General features: G+C 41.2%; 23 protein-coding genes. 19 read left to right on the top strand and 4 right to left on the bottom strand.

The window, feature by feature from the left end; genetic code table 11:
- The first annotated feature begins 5 nt into the window (after window positions 1–5).
- The 7 genes from nuoL to spoIID all read left to right on the top strand — a co-directional run bounded on the left by nuoL (window position 6) and on the right by spoIID (window position 9,172).
- Window positions 6–1,856 carry an NADH-quinone oxidoreductase subunit L gene (gene nuoL / locus C0966_RS13270; protein WP_274856211.1) on the top strand — a complete coding sequence of 617 codons (1,851 nt, stop codon included), beginning with the start codon at window positions 6–8 and terminating at the stop codon, window positions 1,854–1,856.
- A complete protein-coding gene (locus tag C0966_RS13265) occupies window positions 1,856–3,370 on the top strand; it encodes a complex I subunit 4 family protein (protein WP_274856210.1) in 1,515 nt (504 codons plus the stop codon). The genes nuoL and C0966_RS13265 overlap by 1 nt, the downstream gene beginning before the upstream one ends.
- A gap of 6 nt (window positions 3,371–3,376) precedes the next feature.
- Window positions 3,377–4,885 carry an NADH-quinone oxidoreductase subunit NuoN gene (nuoN, locus tag C0966_RS13260; RefSeq protein ID WP_274856209.1) on the top strand — a complete coding sequence of 503 codons (1,509 nt, stop codon included), beginning with the start codon at window positions 3,377–3,379 and terminating at the stop codon, window positions 4,883–4,885.
- A gap of 414 nt (window positions 4,886–5,299) precedes the next feature.
- Window positions 5,300–5,536, top strand: a complete 237-nt coding sequence (locus C0966_RS13255) for a DUF1146 family protein (RefSeq protein WP_274856208.1) — start codon at window positions 5,300–5,302, stop codon at window positions 5,534–5,536.
- 223 nt (window positions 5,537–5,759) lie between these two features.
- Entirely contained in the window at window positions 5,760–6,494 is a 735-nt protein-coding gene (locus C0966_RS13250; protein WP_274856206.1) for a YwmB family TATA-box binding protein, read from the top strand.
- A gap of 32 nt (window positions 6,495–6,526) precedes the next feature.
- Window positions 6,527–7,837 carry a UDP-N-acetylglucosamine 1-carboxyvinyltransferase gene (gene murA / locus C0966_RS13245; protein WP_274856205.1) on the top strand — a complete coding sequence of 437 codons (1,311 nt, stop codon included), beginning with the start codon at window positions 6,527–6,529 and terminating at the stop codon, window positions 7,835–7,837.
- Window positions 7,838–8,146: 309 nt separating this feature from the next.
- Complete coding sequence (gene spoIID, locus C0966_RS13240; protein WP_274856204.1) at window positions 8,147–9,172, top strand: stage II sporulation protein D; 1,026 nt, start codon at window positions 8,147–8,149, stop codon at window positions 9,170–9,172.
- A 169-nt stretch (window positions 9,173–9,341) separates the two neighbouring features.
- On the opposite strand, the gene C0966_RS13235 is transcribed toward spoIID, so the two are convergent.
- A complete protein-coding gene (locus C0966_RS13235; protein ID WP_274856203.1) occupies window positions 9,342–9,770 on the bottom strand; it encodes a VanZ family protein in 429 nt (142 codons plus the stop codon).
- Window positions 9,771–9,909: 139 nt separating this feature from the next.
- Between C0966_RS13235 and C0966_RS13230 the strand changes: the two genes are divergently transcribed.
- The 8 genes from C0966_RS13230 to C0966_RS13195 all read left to right on the top strand — a co-directional run bounded on the left by C0966_RS13230 (window position 9,910) and on the right by C0966_RS13195 (window position 17,087).
- Window positions 9,910–10,920 (top strand): peptidoglycan DD-metalloendopeptidase family protein, encoded by a 1,011-nt coding sequence (locus tag C0966_RS13230; protein ID WP_274856202.1) that lies wholly within the window; start codon window positions 9,910–9,912, stop codon window positions 10,918–10,920.
- Between the two features lie 594 nt (window positions 10,921–11,514).
- A complete protein-coding gene (spoIIID, locus tag C0966_RS13225) occupies window positions 11,515–11,787 on the top strand; it encodes a sporulation transcriptional regulator SpoIIID (RefSeq protein ID WP_003346764.1) in 273 nt (90 codons plus the stop codon).
- A 539-nt stretch (window positions 11,788–12,326) separates the two neighbouring features.
- Complete coding sequence (locus C0966_RS13220) at window positions 12,327–13,328, top strand: rod shape-determining protein (RefSeq protein ID WP_274856201.1); 1,002 nt, start codon at window positions 12,327–12,329, stop codon at window positions 13,326–13,328.
- Window positions 13,329–13,521: 193 nt separating this feature from the next.
- Complete coding sequence (locus C0966_RS13215) at window positions 13,522–14,361, top strand: flagellar hook-basal body protein (protein WP_274856200.1); 840 nt, start codon at window positions 13,522–13,524, stop codon at window positions 14,359–14,361.
- Between the two features lie 475 nt (window positions 14,362–14,836).
- Window positions 14,837–15,679 (top strand): flagellar hook-basal body protein, encoded by an 843-nt coding sequence (locus C0966_RS13210; RefSeq protein ID WP_274856199.1) that lies wholly within the window; start codon window positions 14,837–14,839, stop codon window positions 15,677–15,679.
- A 15-nt stretch (window positions 15,680–15,694) separates the two neighbouring features.
- Window positions 15,695–15,976: a DNA-directed RNA polymerase subunit beta gene (locus C0966_RS13205; protein WP_274856198.1), complete on the top strand. Its 282-nt coding sequence runs from the start codon at window positions 15,695–15,697 to the stop codon at window positions 15,974–15,976.
- 130 nt (window positions 15,977–16,106) lie between these two features.
- The gene (fabZ, locus tag C0966_RS13200) at window positions 16,107–16,541 is read left to right on the top strand and encodes a 3-hydroxyacyl-ACP dehydratase FabZ (RefSeq protein ID WP_274856197.1); all 435 of its coding nucleotides are present in this window, start codon (window positions 16,107–16,109) and stop codon (window positions 16,539–16,541) included.
- Window positions 16,542–16,778: 237 nt separating this feature from the next.
- Window positions 16,779–17,087 carry a hypothetical protein gene (locus C0966_RS13195; RefSeq protein WP_274856196.1) on the top strand — a complete coding sequence of 103 codons (309 nt, stop codon included), beginning with the start codon at window positions 16,779–16,781 and terminating at the stop codon, window positions 17,085–17,087.
- Window positions 17,088–17,196: 109 nt separating this feature from the next.
- Here C0966_RS13195 and C0966_RS13190 read toward each other — a convergent pair whose 3' ends face one another.
- Window positions 17,197–17,634: a hypothetical protein gene (locus tag C0966_RS13190; RefSeq protein ID WP_274856195.1), complete on the bottom strand. Its 438-nt coding sequence runs from the start codon at window positions 17,632–17,634 to the stop codon at window positions 17,197–17,199.
- A gap of 320 nt (window positions 17,635–17,954) precedes the next feature.
- Window positions 17,955–18,377, bottom strand: coding sequence for a YwpF-like family protein (locus C0966_RS13185; RefSeq protein WP_274856194.1), 423 nt, complete (start codon window positions 18,375–18,377; stop codon window positions 17,955–17,957).
- Between the two features lie 302 nt (window positions 18,378–18,679).
- Here C0966_RS13185 and C0966_RS13180 point away from each other — a divergent pair, with 302 nt between their 5' ends.
- The 3 genes from C0966_RS13180 to C0966_RS13170 all read left to right on the top strand — a co-directional run bounded on the left by C0966_RS13180 (window position 18,680) and on the right by C0966_RS13170 (window position 20,206).
- Window positions 18,680–19,051, top strand: coding sequence for a single-stranded DNA-binding protein (locus C0966_RS13180; protein ID WP_274856193.1), 372 nt, complete (start codon window positions 18,680–18,682; stop codon window positions 19,049–19,051).
- Window positions 19,044–19,292: a hypothetical protein gene (locus tag C0966_RS13175; RefSeq protein ID WP_274856192.1), complete on the top strand. Its 249-nt coding sequence runs from the start codon at window positions 19,044–19,046 to the stop codon at window positions 19,290–19,292. Before C0966_RS13180 ends, C0966_RS13175 begins: the two co-directional genes overlap by 8 nt.
- 227 nt (window positions 19,293–19,519) lie before the next feature.
- Window positions 19,520–20,206 (top strand): TerC family protein, encoded by a 687-nt coding sequence (locus C0966_RS13170; RefSeq protein ID WP_274856191.1) that lies wholly within the window; start codon window positions 19,520–19,522, stop codon window positions 20,204–20,206.
- Between the two features lie 47 nt (window positions 20,207–20,253).
- Here the strand turns inward: C0966_RS13170 and C0966_RS13165 are convergent, their stop codons facing one another.
- A complete protein-coding gene (locus C0966_RS13165) occupies window positions 20,254–20,784 on the bottom strand; it encodes a type 1 glutamine amidotransferase domain-containing protein (RefSeq protein WP_274856190.1) in 531 nt (176 codons plus the stop codon).
- Between the two features lie 562 nt (window positions 20,785–21,346).
- On the opposite strand from C0966_RS13165, the gene C0966_RS13160 reads away from it, so the two are divergent.
- Window positions 21,347–22,792, top strand: coding sequence for an NADP-dependent glyceraldehyde-3-phosphate dehydrogenase (locus tag C0966_RS13160; protein WP_274856189.1), 1,446 nt, complete (start codon window positions 21,347–21,349; stop codon window positions 22,790–22,792).
- Window positions 22,793–23,224 lie beyond the last annotated feature (432 nt).

The raw sequence follows: 23,224 nt of genomic DNA, 5'->3' as shown, positions 1-23,224 counted from the left end.
TAGAGATGGAAAATGCATGGATCATACCGCTTTTCCCGCTTTTATCGTTCGTCATCCTTCTTCTATTTGGCAGACGGCTGAAAGAAGCAAGTGCGTTCGTTGGAATTCTGCTTTCACTTGCTTCGTTCGTCTATTCCGTGTTGGTGCTGTTTGAACGATTTTCCGCGCCAACATTCAAAACGGAAGCTGTGTGGCTTTCAATAGGAGATATCCAATTAACAGCGGGTTTTGAAGTGAATCAGTTAAATGCGTTAATGCTGTTTATTGTTTCGCTCGTCAGCTTTCTCGTACATACTTACTCAAAAGGTTATATGCATGGCGATGAGCGGCTTTCCGTTTTTTATGCTTATTTAGGATTGTTCACCTTTGCAATGCTCGGTCTTGTTTTATCGCCAAACCTTCTGCAAACCTATATATTTTGGGAACTGGTCGGTGTCGGTTCTTTCTTATTAATCGGGTTTTATTTTTACAAAGAAGAAGCAAAGGAAGCAGCAAAAAAAGCGTTTATTATGACTCGCATTGGGGATGTAGGCCTCTTGATCGGAATGATTCTCCTATTCTGGCAAGTTGGCAGCTTTGAATATGATGAAATATTTCGTGCAGTTGACGAAGGAACGATTTCAGCCGGAATGATTACGTTGACAGCGATTTTAATTTTTGCAGGAGCGGTCGGGAAATCAGGTCAGTTTCCTTTGCATACATGGCTTCCGGATGCGATGGAAGGTCCGACTCCGGTTTCCGCGCTCATCCACGCAGCGACAATGGTTGCAGCCGGGGTTTATCTCGTTGCTGCGCTGTTCCCGCTCTTTACCGCAAGTGAAACGGCATTAATGACGGTTGCGGCTGTAGGCGCATTTACCGCCATTTTCGCAGCGAGCATCGGGCTTGTTCAAACAGATATTAAAAGAGTTCTCGCTTATTCAACGGTCAGCCAGCTCGGCTACATGATGCTGGCCCTTGGATCAGCCGGCTATGTTGCAGGAGTTTTCCACTTAATGACGCATGCATTTTTCAAAGCATTGCTGTTTCTGGCTGCCGGAAGTGTGATTCACGCTGTCCATACGCAGGACATTGAAAAAATGGGCGGTTTATGGAAAAAGATGCGTCTTACCGGGCCGCTATTCCTGATTGGGGCATTGGCGATCAGCGGCGTTCCGCTGTTTTCAGGTTTTTTCAGTAAAGATGAAATTTTGATTGCTGCCTGGGCGCACGGAAACACTGTTCTGTTCTGGCTGGCAGTTATAGCGGCTTTCTTTACGGCTTTCTATATGTTCAGGCTGTTCTTTATGGTGTTCACCGGCGAACCGCGATCGGACATAAGCAAGGTTCATGAGTCCCCAAGTGTCATGACATTGCCGATGATTGTTCTCGGCATTCTTGCGGTTGTTGCAGGTTATGTGAATACACCTTGGTTCGGAACGTTTTTAGGTGATTGGCTCACCGAAGGAAACTACGGGCATATGGAAGGTCCGGCATGGATCATGATTGTTGCAACAGTTGTTTCCTTGCTGGGAATCTTTCTTGCCTGGCTGATTTACGGCAAAAAGACATTATCAAGGGATTGGTTTGCAGGCAGTTCATCAATGACCTACAACATACTTTATAACAAATATTATATTGATGAATTTTATCAATTGTTATTTGTGAAGATTGCAAAAGGAATAAGCAATTTTCTCCAGATTTTTGAGACTTTCTTTGTTGAAGGAATCATGAAAGGAATGATCGGAGCCGTTCAAGGACTTGGAAAAACGGGAGCAAAGCAGCAAAACGGTCAAGTTCAGACATACGGTACGGTTGCGATTTTCGGACTTGCAGTCTTGATGGTCATCTTTGCGCTGACAGGGGGGTACTTATAATGAACTTCTCATACGCTCTTTCATTCTTAGTTTTCTCCCCTTTGCTTGGTATTTTGATTTTGGCGTTCGTACCAAAGACCAGGGAATCGGTGATTAAGTTAGCCGGATTTTTAGCGACATTGCCGGCGTTCATCTTATCGCTGATTATTTATTTCCAATACAGAGCAGGTATGGATTTGTCCGATTATGCAGAACATGTCCGCTGGATCAAGTTTGGAAACTTTGGTGATCCAAATCTATTTACGATTGATTACGAACTTGGACTGGATGGTTTTTCTTTAGTCATGATCGTCTTAACCGCTGTTTTATCGACTCTTGCAGCGATCGCTTCCATTCATATTAAAAAAGAATGGAAAGGTTATTATATGTTGTTTCTGCTGCTCGAGATCGGAATGCTGGGTGTTTTCGCTGCGGAAAACTTGATCTTGTTCTTTATCTTTTTTGAAATCACGTTAATTTCAACATTCTTTTTAGTCGGAAAATGGGGATATTTTGAAAAAGAAAAGGCGGCATTCAGTTTCTTAATTTATAACGGTTTAGGCTCTGCAGTCCTCTTGATCGTCATCATGGTATTATTCTCCCGGACAGGAACATCAAACATCGCGCAGTTAACGGAGCTTCTGAGTGCGGATGGAAGAGAGACGCTTCTGCCTATTTCAGAATCGGTCCGCTTTGGCCTTTTGGCTGCATTGTTGATTGCATTTGGCGTAAAGCTTCCGATTTTTCCGCTTCACAGCTGGATGCTTCGTGTTCACGTTGAGGCTCCGCCACCCATTGTGATGCTTCACTCCGGAATCTTGTTGAAAATCGGGGCCTTCGGTTTGATTCGCTTCGGGATGGGAATTTTTCCGGAAGAATTTTCAAAGTCAGCAGGTCTGATTGCTGTACTGGGAGTCGTGAATTTGCTTTATGGCGCCTTCCTGGCGTTAGTACAAAAAGATTTTAAAATGGTCCTGGCCTATTCTTCTATATCCCACATGGGCATCGTATTAATAGGGTTGGGAGCATTAAATGAAGCAGGAATTCAAGGGGCTATTTTCCAGGTCGTCTCTCACGGTTTAATTTCCGCATTGTTTTTCTTCCTGGTTGGAGTGTTTTATGAGCGGGTCCAAACCTCTTTCATTCCGAATCTTGGCGGAATGGCCAAAGGGATGCCACTCGCTGCAGGATTTTTACTGGCAGGAGCAATGGCATCACTCGGACTTCCGGGCATGTCGGGATTTGTTAGTGAGTTTATGGCATTCCTCGGGCTGTTTGAGGCAAGGCCTATATTGGCTGCTGTTGGTGCGATCGGCATTATTATGACAGCCGTTTACTTGTTAAGGGCTGTGCTCGGCATCACATTTGGAAGAGCAGAGCGGGATTATGCGGGCGTGACGGATCTTCAAGCTGTTGAGTTTGTACCTGTCCTGGCTTTAATGGGGTTAATTGTCTTAATCGGCGTCTATCCGGCCGTATTGACAGCACCGCTGGAAACAACATTAAAGACTATTCTGCTAGGGATAGGAGGATGATGAAGGATGGATTTTAAAACATTTTTATCTTTGGAATGGGAAATCATGGGGCCTGAGTTCATCATCCTTGGTGTGATTATACTTACCTCCCTTCTCGATTTATTTATGCCGAAACAAGCGGACCGGAAAGTAATAGGATGGATCGGAATAGCGGGTGTAATCGGTGCGGCCGTCTCACTTGCACTGCTCATTGACCATCATGCCGCTTCGATTTTGTATGACACATTTCGTCTTGATTCTTTTTCAAAAGCGTTTAAATTACTGCTGTTAATTGGCGCCGGTCTAGTTCTGTTCCTGGCGGTAAACTATGAACCGAAGGAAGGAATAGATTATAAGGGAGAGTTCTACTACTTATTTTTAGCAGCTTTGCTGGGCGCGATGATGATGGCGTCAAGCGGCGATCTGATTACCCTTTTTACAGGTCTTGAGCTGTTATCGATCTCTTCCTATATTTTAGCCGGAATGAGAAAAAAACACTTGCGTTCAAATGAATCGGCTATGAAATACGTAATCAATGGTGGTATTTCAACGGCTGTTACGTTATTTGGGATGAGCTATGTTTACGGGTTGACGGGAACAACAAACTTAAAGGCAATGAGCACCTATTTAACAAGAAACTTGGATGAACAGCATATTTATTTATTAGGATTAGCATTCTTTATGATTTTTATCGGTTTGTCGTTTAAGCTGGCCTCCGCCCCGTTCCATATGTGGGCTCCGGATGTATACGAGGGAGCTCCAACGCCAGTTACGGCGTTCTTGGGAGTTGTCTCAAAAACAGCAGGGTTCGTTCTTTTGGTACGGGTTCTGCTTGTGATTTTCTTAAGTATACCTGCAGATGGTGGACCGATGTCTGATCCGCTCCTTATCAAGGTTCAGGATTATATGGCTTTTCTTGCCGGCGCCACTATGATCATCGGTAACGTAATCGCCTTAAGGCAGCGGAATGTAAAGCGGTTATTTGCCTATTCGAGTATCGCGCATGCGGGTTATCTTTTAGTTGCTGTAACGACAGTTTCAACACTCTTTGAGACATTGTGGTTTTATTTACTGGCTTATCTGTTTATGAATATGGGCGCGTTTGCTGTTATTCAATTGCTGACGGAAAAAGCAGATTCAGAAGATATTAGCCACTTTTCCGGATTGTACCGCCGGTCTCCGGTCTTAGCTGTGGCCATGGCGATCTTCATCCTTTCATTAGCCGGAATTCCGGGAACTGCCGGTTTTATCGGTAAGCTGAATATTTTTATGGGGGCACTGATTACAACTCCGGCCCATTACGTTCTGGCGTCTGTCATGATTGCCACAACAATTGTTTCTTACTATTATTACTTTGGCATTATGACTCAAATGTTTTTCCGTCCGGCAGAACATGGGGAGAAAGTAATGATGCAGGCAGGAATTGGCGTTGTCATCGGGGTTTGTGCAGTTGCAACGATTTTATTCGGTATCATGCCAAACCTGGCGCTCGACTTCTTGCACACAAACTTTGATTTTACAGATCTATTTCAATAAAACGTTTAAGTCAGGCTTTAAAAGGTTTGGGGGAACCTCTTAAAGCCATAGGAACAAAGGGGTTATATATAAACAAACCGGGAGGGAATCCCTCCCCTTATTAATTTATGGGGGGCCGGCCGCCTGAACACTTTAACGCATTAACGCAGTGCGGGCCAGACCCTCAATGCTTTAACGCATTAACGCGGTGCGGGCCAGACCCTCAATGCTTTAACGCATTAGCGTAGTGCGGGCCAGACCCTCAACACATTAACGCATTAACGCAGAGCAGGACAGACCCCCATATCAGACCCTTATATCACAATTCTGTAACAATTTTCCTCAGCCGTACGTCAAATGTTAAGCATGCTGCTTTGCTGACAAAGCAGGCAGTGCTAAAATGTAGATGGTGCCAGTAATAAGGAGGTCAAGGCCATGATTTCAGGATTTGGACACCAGGCTTTAGTCAGTATTCTCTCACACTTAGTTTTTATCGCTCTTGCCTGGTGGGCATTGCAATCACTGCAATTTGAAAAACTTCTTCGTGCGAATCATGTTTTTCAGGCAAGAGTGTTGTACATAATCTTATCGATTGCGTTAGGATCTGCAGTCAGCAACTTTTTTCTAGATTACTTATTATGGTCCCAGCAGCTTCCTCTCATTTTCCAATAAAGCAGAAAAGGAAAAAAATTTAGGTCTTCGTACATGTTCTCAAATGATCTTTTTTTAAGTAAAATTCTCTTTGTTGTTGTTTTTATGACTATGATTGGCGATTAGTTGAAAAACAAACAAATTTTCACAAAAAGATTTTCGCATTTGTCAAAAAGTGACGAGAATTCCCAAGTATGCTCCTCGTTTCCTTGGTAACAATGAAACTAAGGGGAGGAGTATTACTATGAACAAGAAAATTACATTTATTTTATCATTTTTTGGCATTATAGGTTTTATCCTTTTGCAAGCTGGGAATAAAACGACTGTGGCAAATGGACTACAGGATCTGTCGGACATGGCGAAAATTTTGCAAGCAGAAAATATTATGATCAATGAATGGTCTTTATATGCAAGAGAAAAAATGGATGCGTCTTTTCAAGAAGAAACAGCGGAGGATTTAATGGAGCAGTTTTCCGATTGGGAATGGTCCACATCTTCTCATGAAAAGCATAAAGAGTTCAAAGCGATTTCCACATCTTCAAAGTTCCGGGAAATTATCCGGATTGTATCCAGTTCCGAAAATCTTCAAGCACCAGCATATGTGATCTATGAGGTAAAGGGTCCGAGATGGGGAACAGATGCGGAATCCTTTATGAAAAATCAATTTCCGGAACGGTTATCTGACATTTTTCGTGGAAATGTAACAATTTTCTCTTGTATCAAAGGCGAATTCAATGATAATATTGAAAAGGCTTTGCCTAATAATGTAAACAGTTTGTTGCATGCTTTTAATGGTAAAGAAATCGAAGCTTTAAAAGAAAATAAGTTTATTTCTCTATCGGCATATTCGCCATTATTCACGACTTCTATTAAAAAGAATCAAGACCGCATGAATTTACAGATTGCAGTACGTAATGATGGATTGGGTGATAAGACTGCAGTTGTTATTGGCACACCAATCATTACGATTGAATATTAATATAGAGAAATTGGACGCGGAGGGGAATACCTTTGGAAAAGATCATTGTCCGCGGCGGAAGAAGGCTAAACGGTTCCGTAAAAGTAGAAGGGGCTAAAAACGCCGTTTTGCCTGTTATAGCCGCAACATTATTAGCAAGTAATGGAAAAAGCGTAATTCGAGATGTGCCAACTCTCTCCGATGTATATACCATCAATGAAGTGTTACGTTATTTAAACGCCGAAGTGGAGTTTAAGAATAATGAAGTGGTTGTAAATGCATCAAGAGAGTTAAAAATAGAAGCCCCTTTTGAGTACGTTCGAAAAATGCGCGCTTCAGTACTTGTGATGGGATCGCTTTTAGCACGCACCGGTCGTGCACGAGTAGCATTGCCCGGCGGCTGTGCAATCGGTTCCCGTCCGATCGACCAGCACCTGAAAGGCTTTGAAGCAATGGGTGCAACCGTCAAAGTTGGAAATGGCTTCATTGAAGCAGAAGCAAAAGAAGGCCTGCATGGAGCTAAAATATACCTTGATTTTCCTAGCGTTGGTGCTACGGAAAATATTATGATGGCTGCAACTCTTGCAAAAGGAACCACCATCATTGAAAACGTGGCAAAAGAACCGGAAATCGTCGATTTAGCAAACTTCCTTAATAAAATGGGTGCAAAAGTGAAAGGTGCCGGCACAGGCACGATTAAAATTGAAGGTGTGGACGTCCTGTCTGGAGCAGAACATACAATTATTCCTGACCGAATTGAAGCTGGCACATTCATGGTGGCCGCTGCAATTACAGGTGGTAATGTTCTTGTGCGCGGAGCAGTTCCAGAGCATTTAACTTCGTTAACTGCTAAACTGGAAGAAATGGGTGTTATCATTGAAGAAGAAGCTGACGGCATTCGAGTAATCGGCCCTGACGAACTTAAAGCCGTTGATATTAAAACAATGCCACACCCGGGATTCCCGACTGACATGCAATCACAAATGATGTCCCTTCTATTGACTGCAAAGGGCACAAGTGTGATTACCGAAACAGTTTTTGAAAATCGTTTTATGCATGTTGAAGAATTCAGACGAATGAATGCAGATATAAAAATTGAAGGCCGTTCTGTCATCATTAACGGTCCGGCTAATTTACAAGGCGCGGAAGTGGCGGCTACAGACCTTCGTGCAGCAGCGGCGTTGATTTTGGCCGGCCTTGTTGCTGAAGGCGTTACACGAGTAACGCAACTAAAGCATCTGGACCGCGGTTATGTGGCATTCCACGAAAAGCTTGCAGCCCTTGGCGCCGACATTGAACGTGTCCATGAAGCTGATGAAGCCGAAGTATTCGAACAAAAAATTGTAACAGACATGAATGCATAACCATTAACTAAATAACCATCAAAAAAAGGAGAGCATCGATGTCAGATATCTGACAAATCGTGCTCTCCTTTTCTTGAGTGCAAGCCCCCCTCAACATAGTAACGCGTTAAAGCACAGCGGGCCAGGCCCTCAACACAGTAACGCGTTAAAGCACTGCGGGTCTGGCCCCTAGTGCGGTGAAGGGGTAAAGTGTTCATGGGGATTCTAAATTTACAGTCATAAATGCTTGTCCGCGCCCATATGAATGAATTGAGACGTGGCTGAGGAAGCCGTCAACAAACGTCTACTTTTCATATGGAGGCTTTTGACATGATAAAAATCAAACCTTTCATTGTACTAACAGCAATCATAATTGTTGTAACACTCATGCTTCCAACTTTGCTTGTACTTCCCTTTTCGGATGATAAACCAAGCAGACAGCTGGGAGAAGAACCGAATCAAGAATCTGTTCAAACCGAAAATAACGCGGATGCTGCAGTGGAAGTGGCTGTCTATCGCACCGCAAAAAAGAAAATTGAAACCCTTTCGCTTGATCAATATTTAATTGGCGTAGTTGCTGCTGAGATGCCGGCTGATTTTGAAAAAGAAGCTTTAAAAGCTCAAGCATTGGCTGCCAGAACTTATATTGTCAGCCAATTGGTAAACGAAGAAAAAATCGGCATGCCTGAAGGAAAAGCCGATGTAACGGATACTGAACTCCACCAAGTATATATGAATAATGAAGAACAAAAAAAACTTTGGGGAATGGATTATAAATGGAAAATAGCCAAAATTACCGAGGCAGTTAAGGAAACAAGCGGCCAAATCTTAACCTATGAAGGAAAACCAATTACTCCAACATTCTTCTCGACAAGCAACGGCTACACAGAGAATTCAGAAGATTACTGGTCCAACTCATATCCTTATTTAAGAAGCGTTGCAAGCCCGTGGGATAAAAATTCACCAAAATTCAGCCATCAAAAAATCATGTCTGTCAGTGAGTTTGAAGCAAAACTGGGCGTTAAATTGGCTGACCGAAAAAATGTAGGAAAAGTCATCGAAAGGACAGCCGGAAAACGAGTAGGGAAAGTAGAGATCAACGGCAAAGTGCTAACAGGAAGAGAAATCCGCGACAAACTGGAGTTAAAATCTACTGATTTTTCTTGGGTTTTAAAAGGAGACAACATTGTCATTACAACGAAAGGAAACGGTCATGGTGTTGGAATGAGCCAGTATGGAGCAAACGGAATGGCGTCTGAAGGAAAAGACTACAAAGAGATTGTGAAGTACTACTACCAGGGGGTAGAAATCTCAAAGACAGATGCATTGCTGACGAAAGTAACAGCAAAAAAATAAGCGGCCGATTGTTGGCCGCTTTTAACTTTGAAGCTTTGTTCTTTTTTGGTGATTCCGCGAAAATTTGAATGATCCTCGCCAAAATCTTCAATAATTCCGCGAAAAATCTAACTAATTCCGCGAAACACACCCATAATTCCGTCAAAAAAATGATTAATTCCGTAAAAACTTATAAAAATACCTCTTTAAACGCCTTCAATAGTTTCGCAAACCTTGTAAATCGATTTTTAAAATACGCCTGATAAACAAAATAGTAAGCAACAGAGACTCCCGTAATATCTTTAACCCCGTCAATGATCGTCGCTGACCGGTAAGGCACAAACGATTGGTGAATTTCATCTATGATCCCGTATATGCCTGCAATAACCAAACAAAAGAGATTACTTTTAACCGTAAACCGGTCCGTTGTTAAAAATGCAAATACAAAAAGTATATACAATATCGCAAACTCAACAAGATGAAGAGACTCTTTTACAAATCTATCAAATGAAGAAGAAGGAAGCTCAATAACGGCATCATCCGGCATGCTTGAAAGATTCCAAATAATAACCATGTATGCGAACGGAAGAATCCGAACCAGCCAACCCACAATTTTCATTACATCAACCCCTTTTTGAAAAACTTTTTTAAAAAATGCATATAAATATCATACTTGTCGAAAAATAAGTAGAAAAAAATTTTTTCCAAACGTATATATTTTTTCGAATCTGTTCAGAATGATTGCTGAGGTGATGAAAATGAGAGAGGAAGAAAAGAAACGAACTTCTCAAGATTCAAGTTTAAAACGCTTCTTTAGACAGCGTTGGGTATTTCCAGCCATTTATATCGCAAGCGCAGCAATCATTCTAACAGGGGTCCTTTGGTATCAAAATGCAGGCAACAATGCGAATTCTGACCAATTTGATTATCAATCAACAGATATCGCAGGCAGAAAGCAGAATGATCAGCCAGCTGTTGAAGTAAACCGTTCATTGGAAAATTTCGTTATGCCGGTAATGGATCCAGATTCTGCTGTCATTCAAAAACAATTCTATGATTTTGACGGCAAAAAGGAAGAGCAGGAAGCCGCTCTTGTATTCTACGATAATGAGTATCATCCAAACACAGGTATTGACATTACAATGAAAAACGGTGAAACATTTGATGTTGTCGCATCATTAAGCGGAACTGTGACGAAAGTTGAAGAAGATGCGTTATTGGGAAATGTCATTGAAATTGAGCATGACAAAGGAATTGTAACACAATATCAATCCGTTAAGGACATAAATGTCGAGGTTGGCGCTAAAGTAGAACAAGGACAAGCTATTGCAAAGGCTGGACAAAGCTTGTTTAACCAAGAAGCGGGAGTGCATGTGCACTTTGAAATTCGTAAAGATAATGTAGCAGTGAATCCAATTGACTATTTCAACAAACCGTTAAGTGCATTGCAGGAAGAAAAAGCTTCTGAAGACAGTGAAGTTACAGAAAATCCTGCTGATGACCAAGGCACTGTAGAAGAAGAGAAACCTGCTGATGACCAAGGCACTACTGAGGGAAGTGGAGCCGAAGAAAACGGCGATGCTTCTAACAGTAACGGTTCTGAGTCTGAAAAAGACGATTCCGGACAAAAGGAAGATGGCAGCACTGGAGATGAAACTGGCGATGAGCAATCAGGTAGCCATTCCGGTGACAAAGAGCAAAACAATGATCAATCACCTGAATCTGATTCAGGATCATCCGATGCCTCTCTAAATAGTGTAAACTCATAATCACATACCCCGGAACCTTGAAAACCCGCCTCCGCGGGTTTTTTTGTATCGACAAAGATTACGAGTGAAAAAAACACTTCGAACACAAGTAGATCTGAAACGACAAATTTCTCGGGAAATAATACAACTCATGTCGGGGTCAGGCCCTCACCACAGTAAAGCTTTAACGCATTAATAGGTTGAGGGTCTGGCCCTCGCCACAGTAAAGCTTGAACGCGTTAATAGGTTGAGGGTCAGGCCCTCGCCACAGTAAAGCTTGAACGCGTTAATAGAATGAGGGCCAGACCCCTTTTTAAAAAAATTTGCTTCATACCTTGTACCGATTGAGTTTTTCGTGCATATTCCCGTATCCAAGCTAATAAACTGTTTACAAACCTTACAAAAAAGAGAGTGTTTGAGGTGAGGAATCGTTTGGAAACAACAGGGAAATAGTTGGGGATATGTTTAATCGATGTAAGATCAGAAAGTACATACTTTCTGCCGCACAAGGAGCCTGAAAGGATCTGTTTGTACGTGCGGAACAGCCGTAGTTCAACTTAGCGAAGCGAGTCTCATTTCACACTTCTCACATCCAATTTAGGGAGGGCGAGTGGTGTGCACGATTACATCAAAGAGAGAACTATCAAGATTGGGAAGTATATCGTGGAGACGAGAAAAACAGTTCGCGTTATCGCGAAGGAGTTTGGCGTATCCAAAAGTACAGTCCATAAGGATTTAACCGAGAGGCTTCCAGAAATTAATCCGGAACTTGCAAATGAAGTAAAAGAAATATTAGATTACCATAAATCAATCCGCCATTTACGTGGCGGAGAAGCAACGAAGCTGAAGTATAAAAAGGAAGAAAAGGAAGAAGAACCAGTTCAATAAAGCGAAAAACTCGCAGACGAAAATCCGGAATATGGAGACGTGCCCACCGAAGGAAGCATTTTTCCTTCGATATGGCACGTTTTTTTTATTTTAGTTAAATGAAAGGGCGTATAAAATCCTTAAAGTGGCTAATAAATGGTAAAAGTCGCTCATAAATCTTGAAGAGCCGCTCATAAACCATAAAAAGCGGCTCATAAATCTTAAAAAGCTGCTCACAAAATGGTAAAAGAGGCTCATAAATTCTCAAAATTGACAAAAAAAACAGAATAAATATTCTCCTGCAACTCTATTTTAGGAAAATTTTCATTGTTTTTCTGACAATAAGTTACGTTTTTCTTCCTTATTGTGATAAAATAAGCTATTAGGAAAGGACCTGGTTCGTTTTACAAAAGTTGGCCGGCCCTTAAGAAACGATACATAACAGCCACATCTAGCAGGGGATGGAATTCCAAGGGAGAGCTATGGACGTGTTCTTGAGAGCCGCAGCTGGCGAAAAAGCGTACCCTTTACGCTGCGACTTAAGGAGGAAAGGAATAGGAATGTTTGCAAGGGATATAGGAATTGATTTAGGAACGGCCAACGTGCTGATCCATGTAAAAGGCCGTGGAATTGTATTAAATGAGCCATCCGTTGTGGCGATTGATAAAAATACAAATAAAGTTCTTGCGGTAGGAGAAGAAGCGCGCAGAATGGTCGGACGTACACCTGGAAACATCACCGCGATCCGGCCGTTAAAAGATGGTGTAATTGCTGATTTTGATGTAACGGAAGCGATGCTGAAACATTTTATTAACAAACTCAATGTAAAAGGATTTTTATCAAAACCGCGCATTCTGATTTGCTGTCCGACAAATATTACAAGCGTTGAACAAAAAGCGATTCGAGAAGCTGCTGAAAAAAGCGGCGGCAAAAAAGTTTACTTGGAAGAAGAGCCGAAGGTAGCTGCAATTGGCGCCGGCATGGACATATTTCAGCCGAGCGGAAACATGGTCGTCGATATCGGAGGCGGAACAACCGATATTGCCGTTTTATCAATGGGCGATATTGTAACTTCTTCTTCTATTAAAATGGCAGGGGACAAATTTGACACAGAAATATTAAATTATATTAAGAAAGAATATAAACTTCTGATTGGAGAACGCACTTCAGAAGATATCAAAACAAAGATTGGAACCGTTTTTCCCGGTTCACGAAACGAGGAATTAGATATCCGCGGCCGTGACATGGTAACAGGATTGCCTCGGACAATTACCGTCCGTTCAGCTGAAATTGAGCAGGCACTGCGTGAATCTGTTTCCGTAATTGTTCAGGCAGCCAAAAGTGTTCTTGAACGCACACCACCGGAACTTTCTGCCGACATTATCGACCGCGGCGTTATTTTAACCGGGGGAGGCGCACTGCTGCACGGAATTGATATGCTTCTGGCAGAAGAATTAAAAGTACCGGTATTGATTGCCGAAAATCCAATGGATTGTGTAGCAATCGGTACAGGAATCATGCTTGATAACATAGACCGTATTCCAAAAAGAAGATTCGGTTAATAGAATATATCTGTCGTTTGAGAAAAAAACTTCTCCAAGCGGCAGATTTTTTCTTTTTTATACAAAAACTGTCCTCTTTTTTTCGGCTCTATAATATTTGACTTTTTTCTGCAAAAAGATATGTTTCTTCGCCAAAAATTTTTTATAATAAAAAATAAGTATAAAAGTGCGGTTTTGAAAATGAGGTGGAACAATGTTTAAAGGGTTTTACACCGTTGCGTCTGGAATGATTTCACAGCAGCGAAAAACGGAAATGCTGGCAAATAACATGGCCAATGCAAATACACCGGGTTTCAAGGCGGACCAATCATCAATAAGAGCGTTTCCGGAGATGCTGCTGCAGCGGTTCGACCAGCGAAAAATTCCGACAGAGAACGGCTTGAAACTTCCATATAATACACCGATCGGATCGATAAATACCGGTGTTTACATGCAAGAAGCAATTCCTAAGTTTATTCAAGGCGATCTTCGCGAAACGGAATTACATACAGATGTTGCCCTGGTTGATATCAATATTCCGGCAAATGAGGAAAACGGCTTAAAGGGCACGGTTCTATTCACGGTGCAGCATCCGAACGGGGATGTCCGCTACACACGGAATGGAAACTTTACGGTCGATGGAAAGGGCTTTTTAACAACAGCAAGCGGATTGTATGTTTTAAACGAGCAAGGAGGCCGCATTCAGCTTTCCAGTGATAAGTTCACCATCAATAGCAATGGTGTATTAACAGGAGAAAATGGCGAAACGGCAAGGCTGGGGATCGGGTTTGCAGAAAATCCTCAACGGTTGATAAAAGAAGGCGACGGTCTTTTCCGGACAGAAGACGGAAATCAGCTTCCCAATGCTTATAACTCAGATGGAGTACTGTTCACGCTGCAGCAAGGGTTTCTGGAACGTTCAAATGTTGATGTGGCAAAAACAATGACAGATATGCTGACTGCTTACCGCGCGTTTGAAGCCAACCAGAAAGTCCTTCAAGCTTACGACCGCAGCATGGAAAAAGCGGCAAATGACATTGGCCGCATAGGATAAACGTTTGAAATTTTTCTTTTGAAGATAGATTTGGGCTAAAAATCGAAACAGGTGGTATCCTGTAAGGAAATTTTTTCATTGTTCACTTGGGCTAAAATCAAAAAACAGCTGGGTAACGTAAATGGAATTTTGCGATTTCGACACAGGTTAGGGATCAAAACAGTGATACCCGTAAATGGAATTTTTGCGATTTCGACACAGGTTAGGGATCAAAACAGTGATACCCGTAAATGGAATTTTGCGATTTCGACACAAGTTAGGGATCAAAAACAGGTGATACCCGTAAAAGAAATTTTTGCAAATTCGACGCAAGCTGGGAATCAAAAAACAGCTGCGTACCCGTAAAAGAAATTTTTTCAATTCCGACACAGGCTGGGAATCAAAAAACAGGTGGTACCGGCAAAAGAAACTTTTCAATTTTCGACACAAGCTAAGAATCATAAAACATGCGATACCCGTAAAGGGGGATTTTAGTATGAATAGGACAATGATCACAGCAACGAACACACTTTTACAACTGCAAAAACAAATGGATATCATCAGCAACAACCTGGCAAACATAGATACAGCCGGTTATAAAAGAAGAGAAGCAACGTTCACGGACTTGCTTTTCCAGGAGTACAGAAATCAAACTAATGTAAACGAGGAGCAGAATCGGCTGACACCGGCCGGGATCCGCCAGGGAACGGGTGCGAGGCTTTCCCAATCACAGATCATAATGAAACAGGGAAATTTGAAAACAACTGGCCGCCAGCTTGACGTCGCTTTTACAAAAGAAGGCCAATACTTTCGGGTCCTTGTTCAAAATGAAGATGGTTCGTCCATCCATTTAACGCGCGGCGGTTCTTTTCATTTAACACCTATTTCCGAAAATGAAATGATGCTTGTGACTGGGGACGGATATTCCATCTTAGATGAAAACAATAACCCGATTTCTATAACAGGTGATGCAAAAGGTTACACTATTACAGAAAACGGACAGCTCGTTGTTGAAAAAACAAATGGAACAAGACAAGTTGTTAATCTTGGTGTCACCCTTGTGAAAAAACCGCAGTTTTTGGAGCAAAAGGGAGCAAACCTATTAGGGCTGCCGGGAAACTTTGCTGAGCTTGGAGTTTTGGAACAGGATATTTTGACACAATTAAACGGGCCGCTCCGGGCGCAAATTTCCATGAAGCAAGGCGTTTTGGAACAATCGAATGTGGATTTGTCGAAAGAAATGACCGAACTGATGAATGTTCAGCGCTCTTATCAATTCCAATCTCGATCAATTACGATAGCAGATCAAATGATGGGGTTAGTGAACGGAATTCGTTAAAAGGGGTATGCAACAATGTCAATAAACAACAATAACCAAGCAGAAGTCCGAACTCGGGAACAAATAGAGAAAGCAAAAAAAAAGCAGCAAGAACCAACAAAAGAAAAAAGAAAGCGGGTCCGTGTCCGGCTAATCCCGATATGGCTTCGGATTATTATTGTTGCTTTATTGATCGTAGTGAGCGCCATTGCCGGAGCAATGGTCGGTTACGGGGTTCTCGGGAAAGGCAAGGTCACAGAAGTTTTTCAAAAATCAACGTGGACTCATATATATGATCTTATTTATAAAGAAAAATGAAAAGTAAAGGAAGGGTAATTGATCTGGACTTTTGGAGGCAAGCATTGGTTCAGACTGAGAAACCCCTTCCTTTTTGTTTGCGGTTTTGTGTAAAATAATATTATACCTAATATTAAGAGGAGGTACTAAAATGCTCGATATTACAGAAATTAAAGAAATCATTCCACACCGATATCCATTTTTGCTTGTTGATAAAATTCTTGAAATCGAAGAAGGGAAAAAAGCGGTTGGCATAAAGAATGTTTCGGTGAACGAGGAGTTTTTTAACGGTCATTTTCCTGACTATCCGGTTATGCCGGGAGTGCTGATCGTTGAAGCGCTTGCACAAGTAGGAGCAGTTGCCATGCTCAAAAAAGAAGAAAACCGAGGCAGGCTGGCTTTTTTCACTGGAATCGATAACTGCCGTTTTAGAAAGCAAGTAAAGCCCGGTGATCAGCTTCGCTTAGAAGTGGAAATGGTTCGCGTGCGCGGTGCAATCGGCAAAGGCAAGGGCGTTGCAACCGTTGACGGCGAAGTTGTTTGTGAAACAGAAATTAGCTTTGCACTCGGTGAGAAAAAAGAGTAGGGGTCAGGCCCGCGCCCCATTAACGCGTTAAAGCAACAGGGGCCAGGCCCGCGCCCCATTAACGCGTTAAAGCAACAGGGGTCAGGCCCGCACCCCATTAATGCGTTAAATCGATGAAGGAAGAACCCCAAAAAAAATTTTCCTTTCCTATGCAAGGTTTTCTGGATTTTGGGCAAGATAAATCTAGACCCGATACATAAGGTCAATTGAAACTAACATAGGAAAGGAGCTTTTATTATGAAGAGAAAGCTTTTACTGTTAATCGGAGGATCTATCCTTTCTGCCATCCTTTTCGCAGGATGTAACGTCAATGATCAGGATCCGCCTCCGGAGGATGACGTCGACGTTGAAAATCCGGCAGATAACAACAATAATGGAAATATTGGCGATGACGACAATGGCATTATTGATGACAACAACAATGAAAATGGGGATAACAACGATAACGGCGGAATGGACCCGGCCGAGGATGAAAACACACCAGGCGAAGAGCCTCTACTCGAAGATCCTAAAGATTTAAACGATGAAGATAACAAAGACGAATAAGGTAAAAAAGAATTGGGAGACTATAACCAAGTCAAGTATACAATGACAAAAAGAGGATACTAATTTGCGGCCTTTTCTCTCTATTCAATCGGGGAAAGGCCGTTTCTCATCATAAATCAACATGTCTTTTAATTTTTGCAATTTCCCTTTCATTTCTGACCGCCTTTTCCCAAATATGATCTTGATCGGCCAACAGTGACTCAATCTTTTTATCGATTTTATTAAAGCGAATCTCATTTTCCCTGCGCATTTCTGCTTGCTCGGCAATAATGCCTTGCATTTTGTCTTCCATAGTTTGCATTCTGTCTTCCAGACTTTGCATTCTGTTTTCAAGACCTTGCATTCTGTCTTCCAGACTTTGCATTCTGTTTTCAAGACCTTGCATTCTATCTTCCAGACTTTGCATTCTGTTTTCAAGACCTTGCATTCTATCTTCCAGACTTTGCAATCTGTTTTCCATGCTTTGCTGTATACTGTTAGTTTTACCAACCATAGCAATAATACTTGTCAGCATTTCTTCAATTCTATCTAATCTGTCTTCTTTCATGTCATTTCACCTCCTTCTACATTATCTTACATTTTTCAAATAAGAAGTTCCATATTAAAATGCAAAAAATAACCCCACTACATTAACACTTTAAAGCGATAAGAAGGTCCGACCATCAAAAAACTCCCATTTGACTTACGAGAGCTCCCTTAAAGCATGAGGAGGCCTGGCCCCAAACCAAAAAACTCCCATTTGACTTGCGGGAGCTCCTTTAAAGCATTAAGGAACCTGGCCCAGATTTAATCGAAACTCTTGCTGGAAAAATAGGAAAACTCCTTAAAGCATTAAGGGGGCCCGGCCCCCAAAAAGGAGTTTTTTGATCAAGCCTTCTTAATAACAGCCAGCCTTGGTCTGCTTTTCATTTTTTCTTTAAATTCGATTAGCAGGTTGTCTCCGGTCATTCCTTTTTTAAGGAGGTCATCGAGCACCAATTCGGCGTATTCGTTTCTTGTTCTTTTCAGCGTGCCTTCAAGTAAAACACTGATATTGTTTTCAAATTCCTTTACAGAGTGCACTTTTGTGAGAAACGAGGCAGGGTCATTTTCCTTTTTTGAAATCACTACCTGAACAATTTTTTCGTCGCCAGCTTTAAAATAATCAAGATAACTTTTTTTTGTATAAGCCTCAATCAGCCACCTGCTATGTTCATCTTCTTTATTAATAATCAGCCCGTCTTGCAATTCAATATCCTTCAAATCCGTACCTTCGACAATTTGCAGCGAGATCAGCTTGAACGTTTTCATCTTTTTCCTCCCGTTTCCCAGTTCGCTGGAAAGTAGTTCACAAACCTTTTTTAACACACCATCTAGTATGAGAAATTATAACACAGCTTAGAATGAAAACGAATTCTAACCGTGTCGAAAAATATTTGTCGAAAGTAGTAAAAAATTAATTTCAGGTGTTTTATCATTTGAAAATCAGATTTTTGCCAAGTGAAAATCCGAATACTTGAGTCAATTTTCTTCCTATAAATTATTTATCGCAATTTTACGATAGGGCAAGTCAAGACTATCATAAAAATATCAAAAGGAAAGGAGAAGAAACTTTGATAAACCAAGTTACACTTGTCGGGAGGTTGACTAGAGACCCTGAATTAAGAGTTACCCCTGAGGGTACATACGTAACCAATATCATTTTAGCGGTCAACCGCAATTATCGTAACCAGCATGGAGAAATTGACACTGATTTTGTCCAATGCACCCTCTGGAAAAAACTTGCCGAGAACACTGCCCAGTATTGCAGGAAAGGTTCAGTGCTCGGAATCACAGGCAGAATTCAGACGAGAACCTATGAAAATCAAGAAGGCAAAAGAGTTTATGTAACAGAGGTGGTTGCCGAAGGAGTCCGGTTTCTGAGTCCAAAGCCTCCAGTTGATCGTTCCAAACAGCAAGAAAAGGAGGCTTTTGCAGTTGAATAATCATAACGATTGGGAAACCAGAGTGGAAGTGCTTTTAGAAAGCTTAATAAAAATGCTCGGCAAAACGAACGAAAAAGTTGATGACTTAAACAAGCGGGTTCAACAGCTCGAATGGTGCATGAAAAACATAACATTGCGAGACAATAACACAACCATTTTTACTCTCGTAAAAGACCCTCCGAAAAACGAGCATCAAAAAGCTGAAAAATCCATGAAAAACCATTACTCCATCACGATCTAATACTTCTCATAACTTTCTTCCATATTCCTTCCAATATATTTTCCTTCCATATAAAGAATCAATGACTGCCTCCAAATCCTCACATTCTCCGGCATAATGCCGGGTTTTTTGTGTTATTCTCAAGATTCATCAAAATGAAAACAGTTTAAAATGTTTAAGATAGATGAAAACTAGGAAGGTCAACATTTAAATGACATTACAACAACAACCTGTCAGGGGGATAAACAGTGGAATTCTTAGGGATGGAAATGGCAACACTCTTAAAAGTTATTGGTGTTGACCTCATACTTAGCGGAGATAATGCAATCGTTATTGCTTTAGCCGCTAGAAATGTGCCTGAAAATTATCGAAAAAAAGCAATCTTTTGGGGAACATTCGGTGCGATAGTTTTAAGATTAATTGTCGCAGCCATTATTGTGTGGTTGTTGAAAATTCCGTTAATTTCTTCCATTGGAGGAATTTTGCTAATTCGAATTGCTTATAATTTACTTGCCGGAAAAGAAAAAGAACACAAAGCCGGGGGCAGCACGGTAGCATCAGCAGTTAGAACAATTATTATCGCAGATGCTGTCATGTCACTGGATAACGTTTTAGCATTAGCGGGTGTTGCACATGATTTTGTACCGATCCTAATTGGTATCTTGATTTCAATTCCAATCATTATTTGGGGCAGTCAAATTATTTTAAGAGCTATGGAAAAATTTCCTATTATTATTTATGCGGGTGCCGGTCTTTTAGCATATACTGCCGGTGAAATGATTGTTGGAGATCCAAAAATAGCTGAATTTCTACATTCTTTAGCTCCAAAATTAGTACAAACGATCCATGTTGGACTTCCAATTGCATTCGTATTGATGGTAGTCGGAATCGGGTACTATAAAAGAAATAAACTGGAGACGATCCAAAGAGCATAAAAAATAAAAAAGGATTCCATAGGGGAATCCTCATGCTATTGAAAAATTTATTCATTGTTATGAGCCAATACATCGGCAAAAGCTTTTACATACTCGGGCAAATCTGGGGGACGGCGGCTTGAAACAAGATGTCCGTCCACCACCACCGGCTCATCAAACCATATTGCTCCTGCATTCTCCATATCATCGCGGATACCCGGTGTGCTTGTTACCTTTTTTCCTTGCAAGATTTTTGCAGAAATCAGCACCCAACCGGCATGACAGATTTGGCCAATCGGCTTCTTATTTTCTTCCATATGCTGCACTAACGCAATTACTTCCGGAAAACGGCGCAGCTTATCCGGTGCCCAGCCGCCCGGCACTAAAAGCGCATCATATTCTTCAGGATTGATCTCACCAAATGCAAAATCAGATACTGCCGGAACCCCATATTTTCCTATATACGTTTCTTTTGCCTTCTCCCCTGCAAGATGGACAACCGCACCTTCTTCCTGCAAACGAAGAATTGGATACCAAAGCTCCAAATCCTCAAACTCATGATGCACTAGACTGACAACTTTCTTGTCTTTTAATCGCACTAACAGAGCACCTCCTAAATTTATATAAAATAATTTTAAGCTTTCCCCATGCATTTGCAAATAAAAAGTTCAGATAATTACAAAGTTTTCGGCAAAGTTCACAAAAAACTTGCATGAGTTTTAAACTCCCACCCCCTAACATGGAAATAGCTTTCATTATAAAACAGAACCAACAAAATAAGGCGGTGTGAGCGAAGCAAAGCTCTAAATATTTACAAAGTTAAACAAGCATCTTGCTAAAGATAAGTTGGCATTTCTATTTTTGTTAGCATAGCTCCGCCCCTTTTCTACTGAAAAATAGCATTTTTCAACCGTAAACTTTCCGGGTAAATGCGATGAAATCGGCATGGTGTACGACTAGAGATGGATTTCAATAAATGCGATTCCTGACACAATTTAAAAGCCAGTAACATTCCATTTATTAGAAATTTTTAGGAAAATGGGCGGATGCTTCCTTTACGTTGTAATTTTTTTTAAAAAAAGTCTTGTATTGGAATCGCTTACTGCATTAGAGTTCTAATTAACATAATTTAAATAATATTTAGAAAGTTGGGATTGTTTCATGCAAGTATTAGAAAAAGATCATAAGTTCTTATTAAATGGAAAATGGAGTTATAGTTCTTCTAATGAATTTATCAATATTTATTCTCCATCTACAGGCGAAATCGTGGGACGGGTTCCGGCTATGACAAAAGATGAAATAGATAAAGCGGTAGCCGGAGCTCGCCAAGCACAGAAAAAATGGGCAAAGCTGGCCGTAAGTGAACGCGCTAAGATATTGCATGCCTGGGCAGATGAATTAGTAAAAATGATTGATGTAATTGCTCCGATGATCATGAATGAAGTAGGGAAAAACATCTCAACAGCCAAAAGGGAAGTGACTCGAACTGCAGACATCATTCGCTACACGGCAGAAGAAGGTGTTCGTATTCACGGAGAATTCATTAATGGCGGTTCGTTAGATGCAGACAGCTCAATAAAAACAGCAATCGTCGAAAAAAAACCGCTTGGCGTCATTTTAGCCATTTCTCCGTTTAACTACCCAATTAACCTTGCTGCTACAAAAATTGCCCCCGCTTTAATTGCAGGAAATGCAGTTGTTTTCAAACCTGCGACACAAGGAGCCATAAGTGGATTATTAATGATTCAAGCATTAGAAAATGCCGGTTTGCCAGAAGGGTTGGTCAATACCGTTACAGGAAAAGGTTCAGAAATTGGCGATTATATCATTACCCACCCATTTATTGATATGATTTCATTTACCGGAGGAACAGGAACAGGACAAAATATAGCAAGAAAAGCTTCAATGATTCCTCTCGTTCTAGAGCTTGGGGGAAAAGATCCTGCCATTGTGCTCGAAGATGCAGATCTTGAACAAGCGGCAACGGAAATCGTAAGTGGCGCGTTTTCATATAGCGGACAACGTTGTACGGCCATTAAAAGAGTGATCGTTCTTAAAGATGCAGCGGCCCCGCTAATTGAAAAAATTAAAGAAAAAGTCGAAAAACTAACGGTTGGCAGACCGGAAGACGATGCGGATATTACACCTTTAATCGATGAAGGTTCAGCGGACTTTGTACAAGGTTTAATTGATGATGCTCTGGCTAAAGGCGCTAGTCTTATCACCGGAAACAAACGCGAGAAAAACTTGATTTATCCAACTGTCTTAAGTAATGTGACGAAAGATATGAAAGTTGCTTGGGAAGAACCATTCGGACCTGTCTTGCCTTGTATTATTGTCGACAGCGTAGAGGAAGCAATTGAAATTGCAAATGAGTCTGAATTTGGACTTCAAGCTAGTGTATTTACAACAAATATCGAAAAAGCATTTTCTATTGCTTCATCACTTGACGTTGGTTCTGTCCAAATTAATGGAAGAACTGAGCGCGGTCCGGATCATTTTCCGTTTTCAGCTGTTAAAAATTCAGGCCTTGGTTCTCAAGGAATTCGTCAAAGTATCATATCCATGATGCGAGATAAAGTAACAGTCATCAATATGAAAAAATAAAACATCATTTTTGTACCCCCAGCATTTGTGCAGTCCATTGGGAGAAGTCCCCGAACTTTGAAGGCTGAAGCAACATGTTGTTTTAACCTGAAACTACTCTTATTTCCTGCTTTTTCGCGTATCACTTTCATCATGAGGAGGGGGGCTGACTCCCTTTGGCAATGTCTATATGTTGGATTGAAGAGTCTGCCCCTTTGCTGACGGAATCTTTTAAAGTTTGAACAACCAACCGAAATAAGATGAAAATAATAGCACATTATTTCCAGCCCGAATTAATTTGAAATTCGGTACTTGAAATAATGTGCTAGTTTTCTATTTTATGAGCTTTCATTTTGGTTTATGAGTCGTAATTTTGATATATGAGCCTTTATTCTGGTTTATGAGCCTTCATTAGAGGATATAAGCCCTTATTTTGATATATGAGCTTTTATT

The organism is Bacillus methanolicus, assembly GCF_028888695.1.
GTDB lineage: Bacteria > Bacillota > Bacilli > Bacillales > Cytobacillaceae > Bacillus_Z > Bacillus_Z methanolicus_B.
The sequence above is the reverse complement of the archived record's forward strand: the minus strand, read 5'-3'. Positions and strand labels throughout refer to the sequence as shown.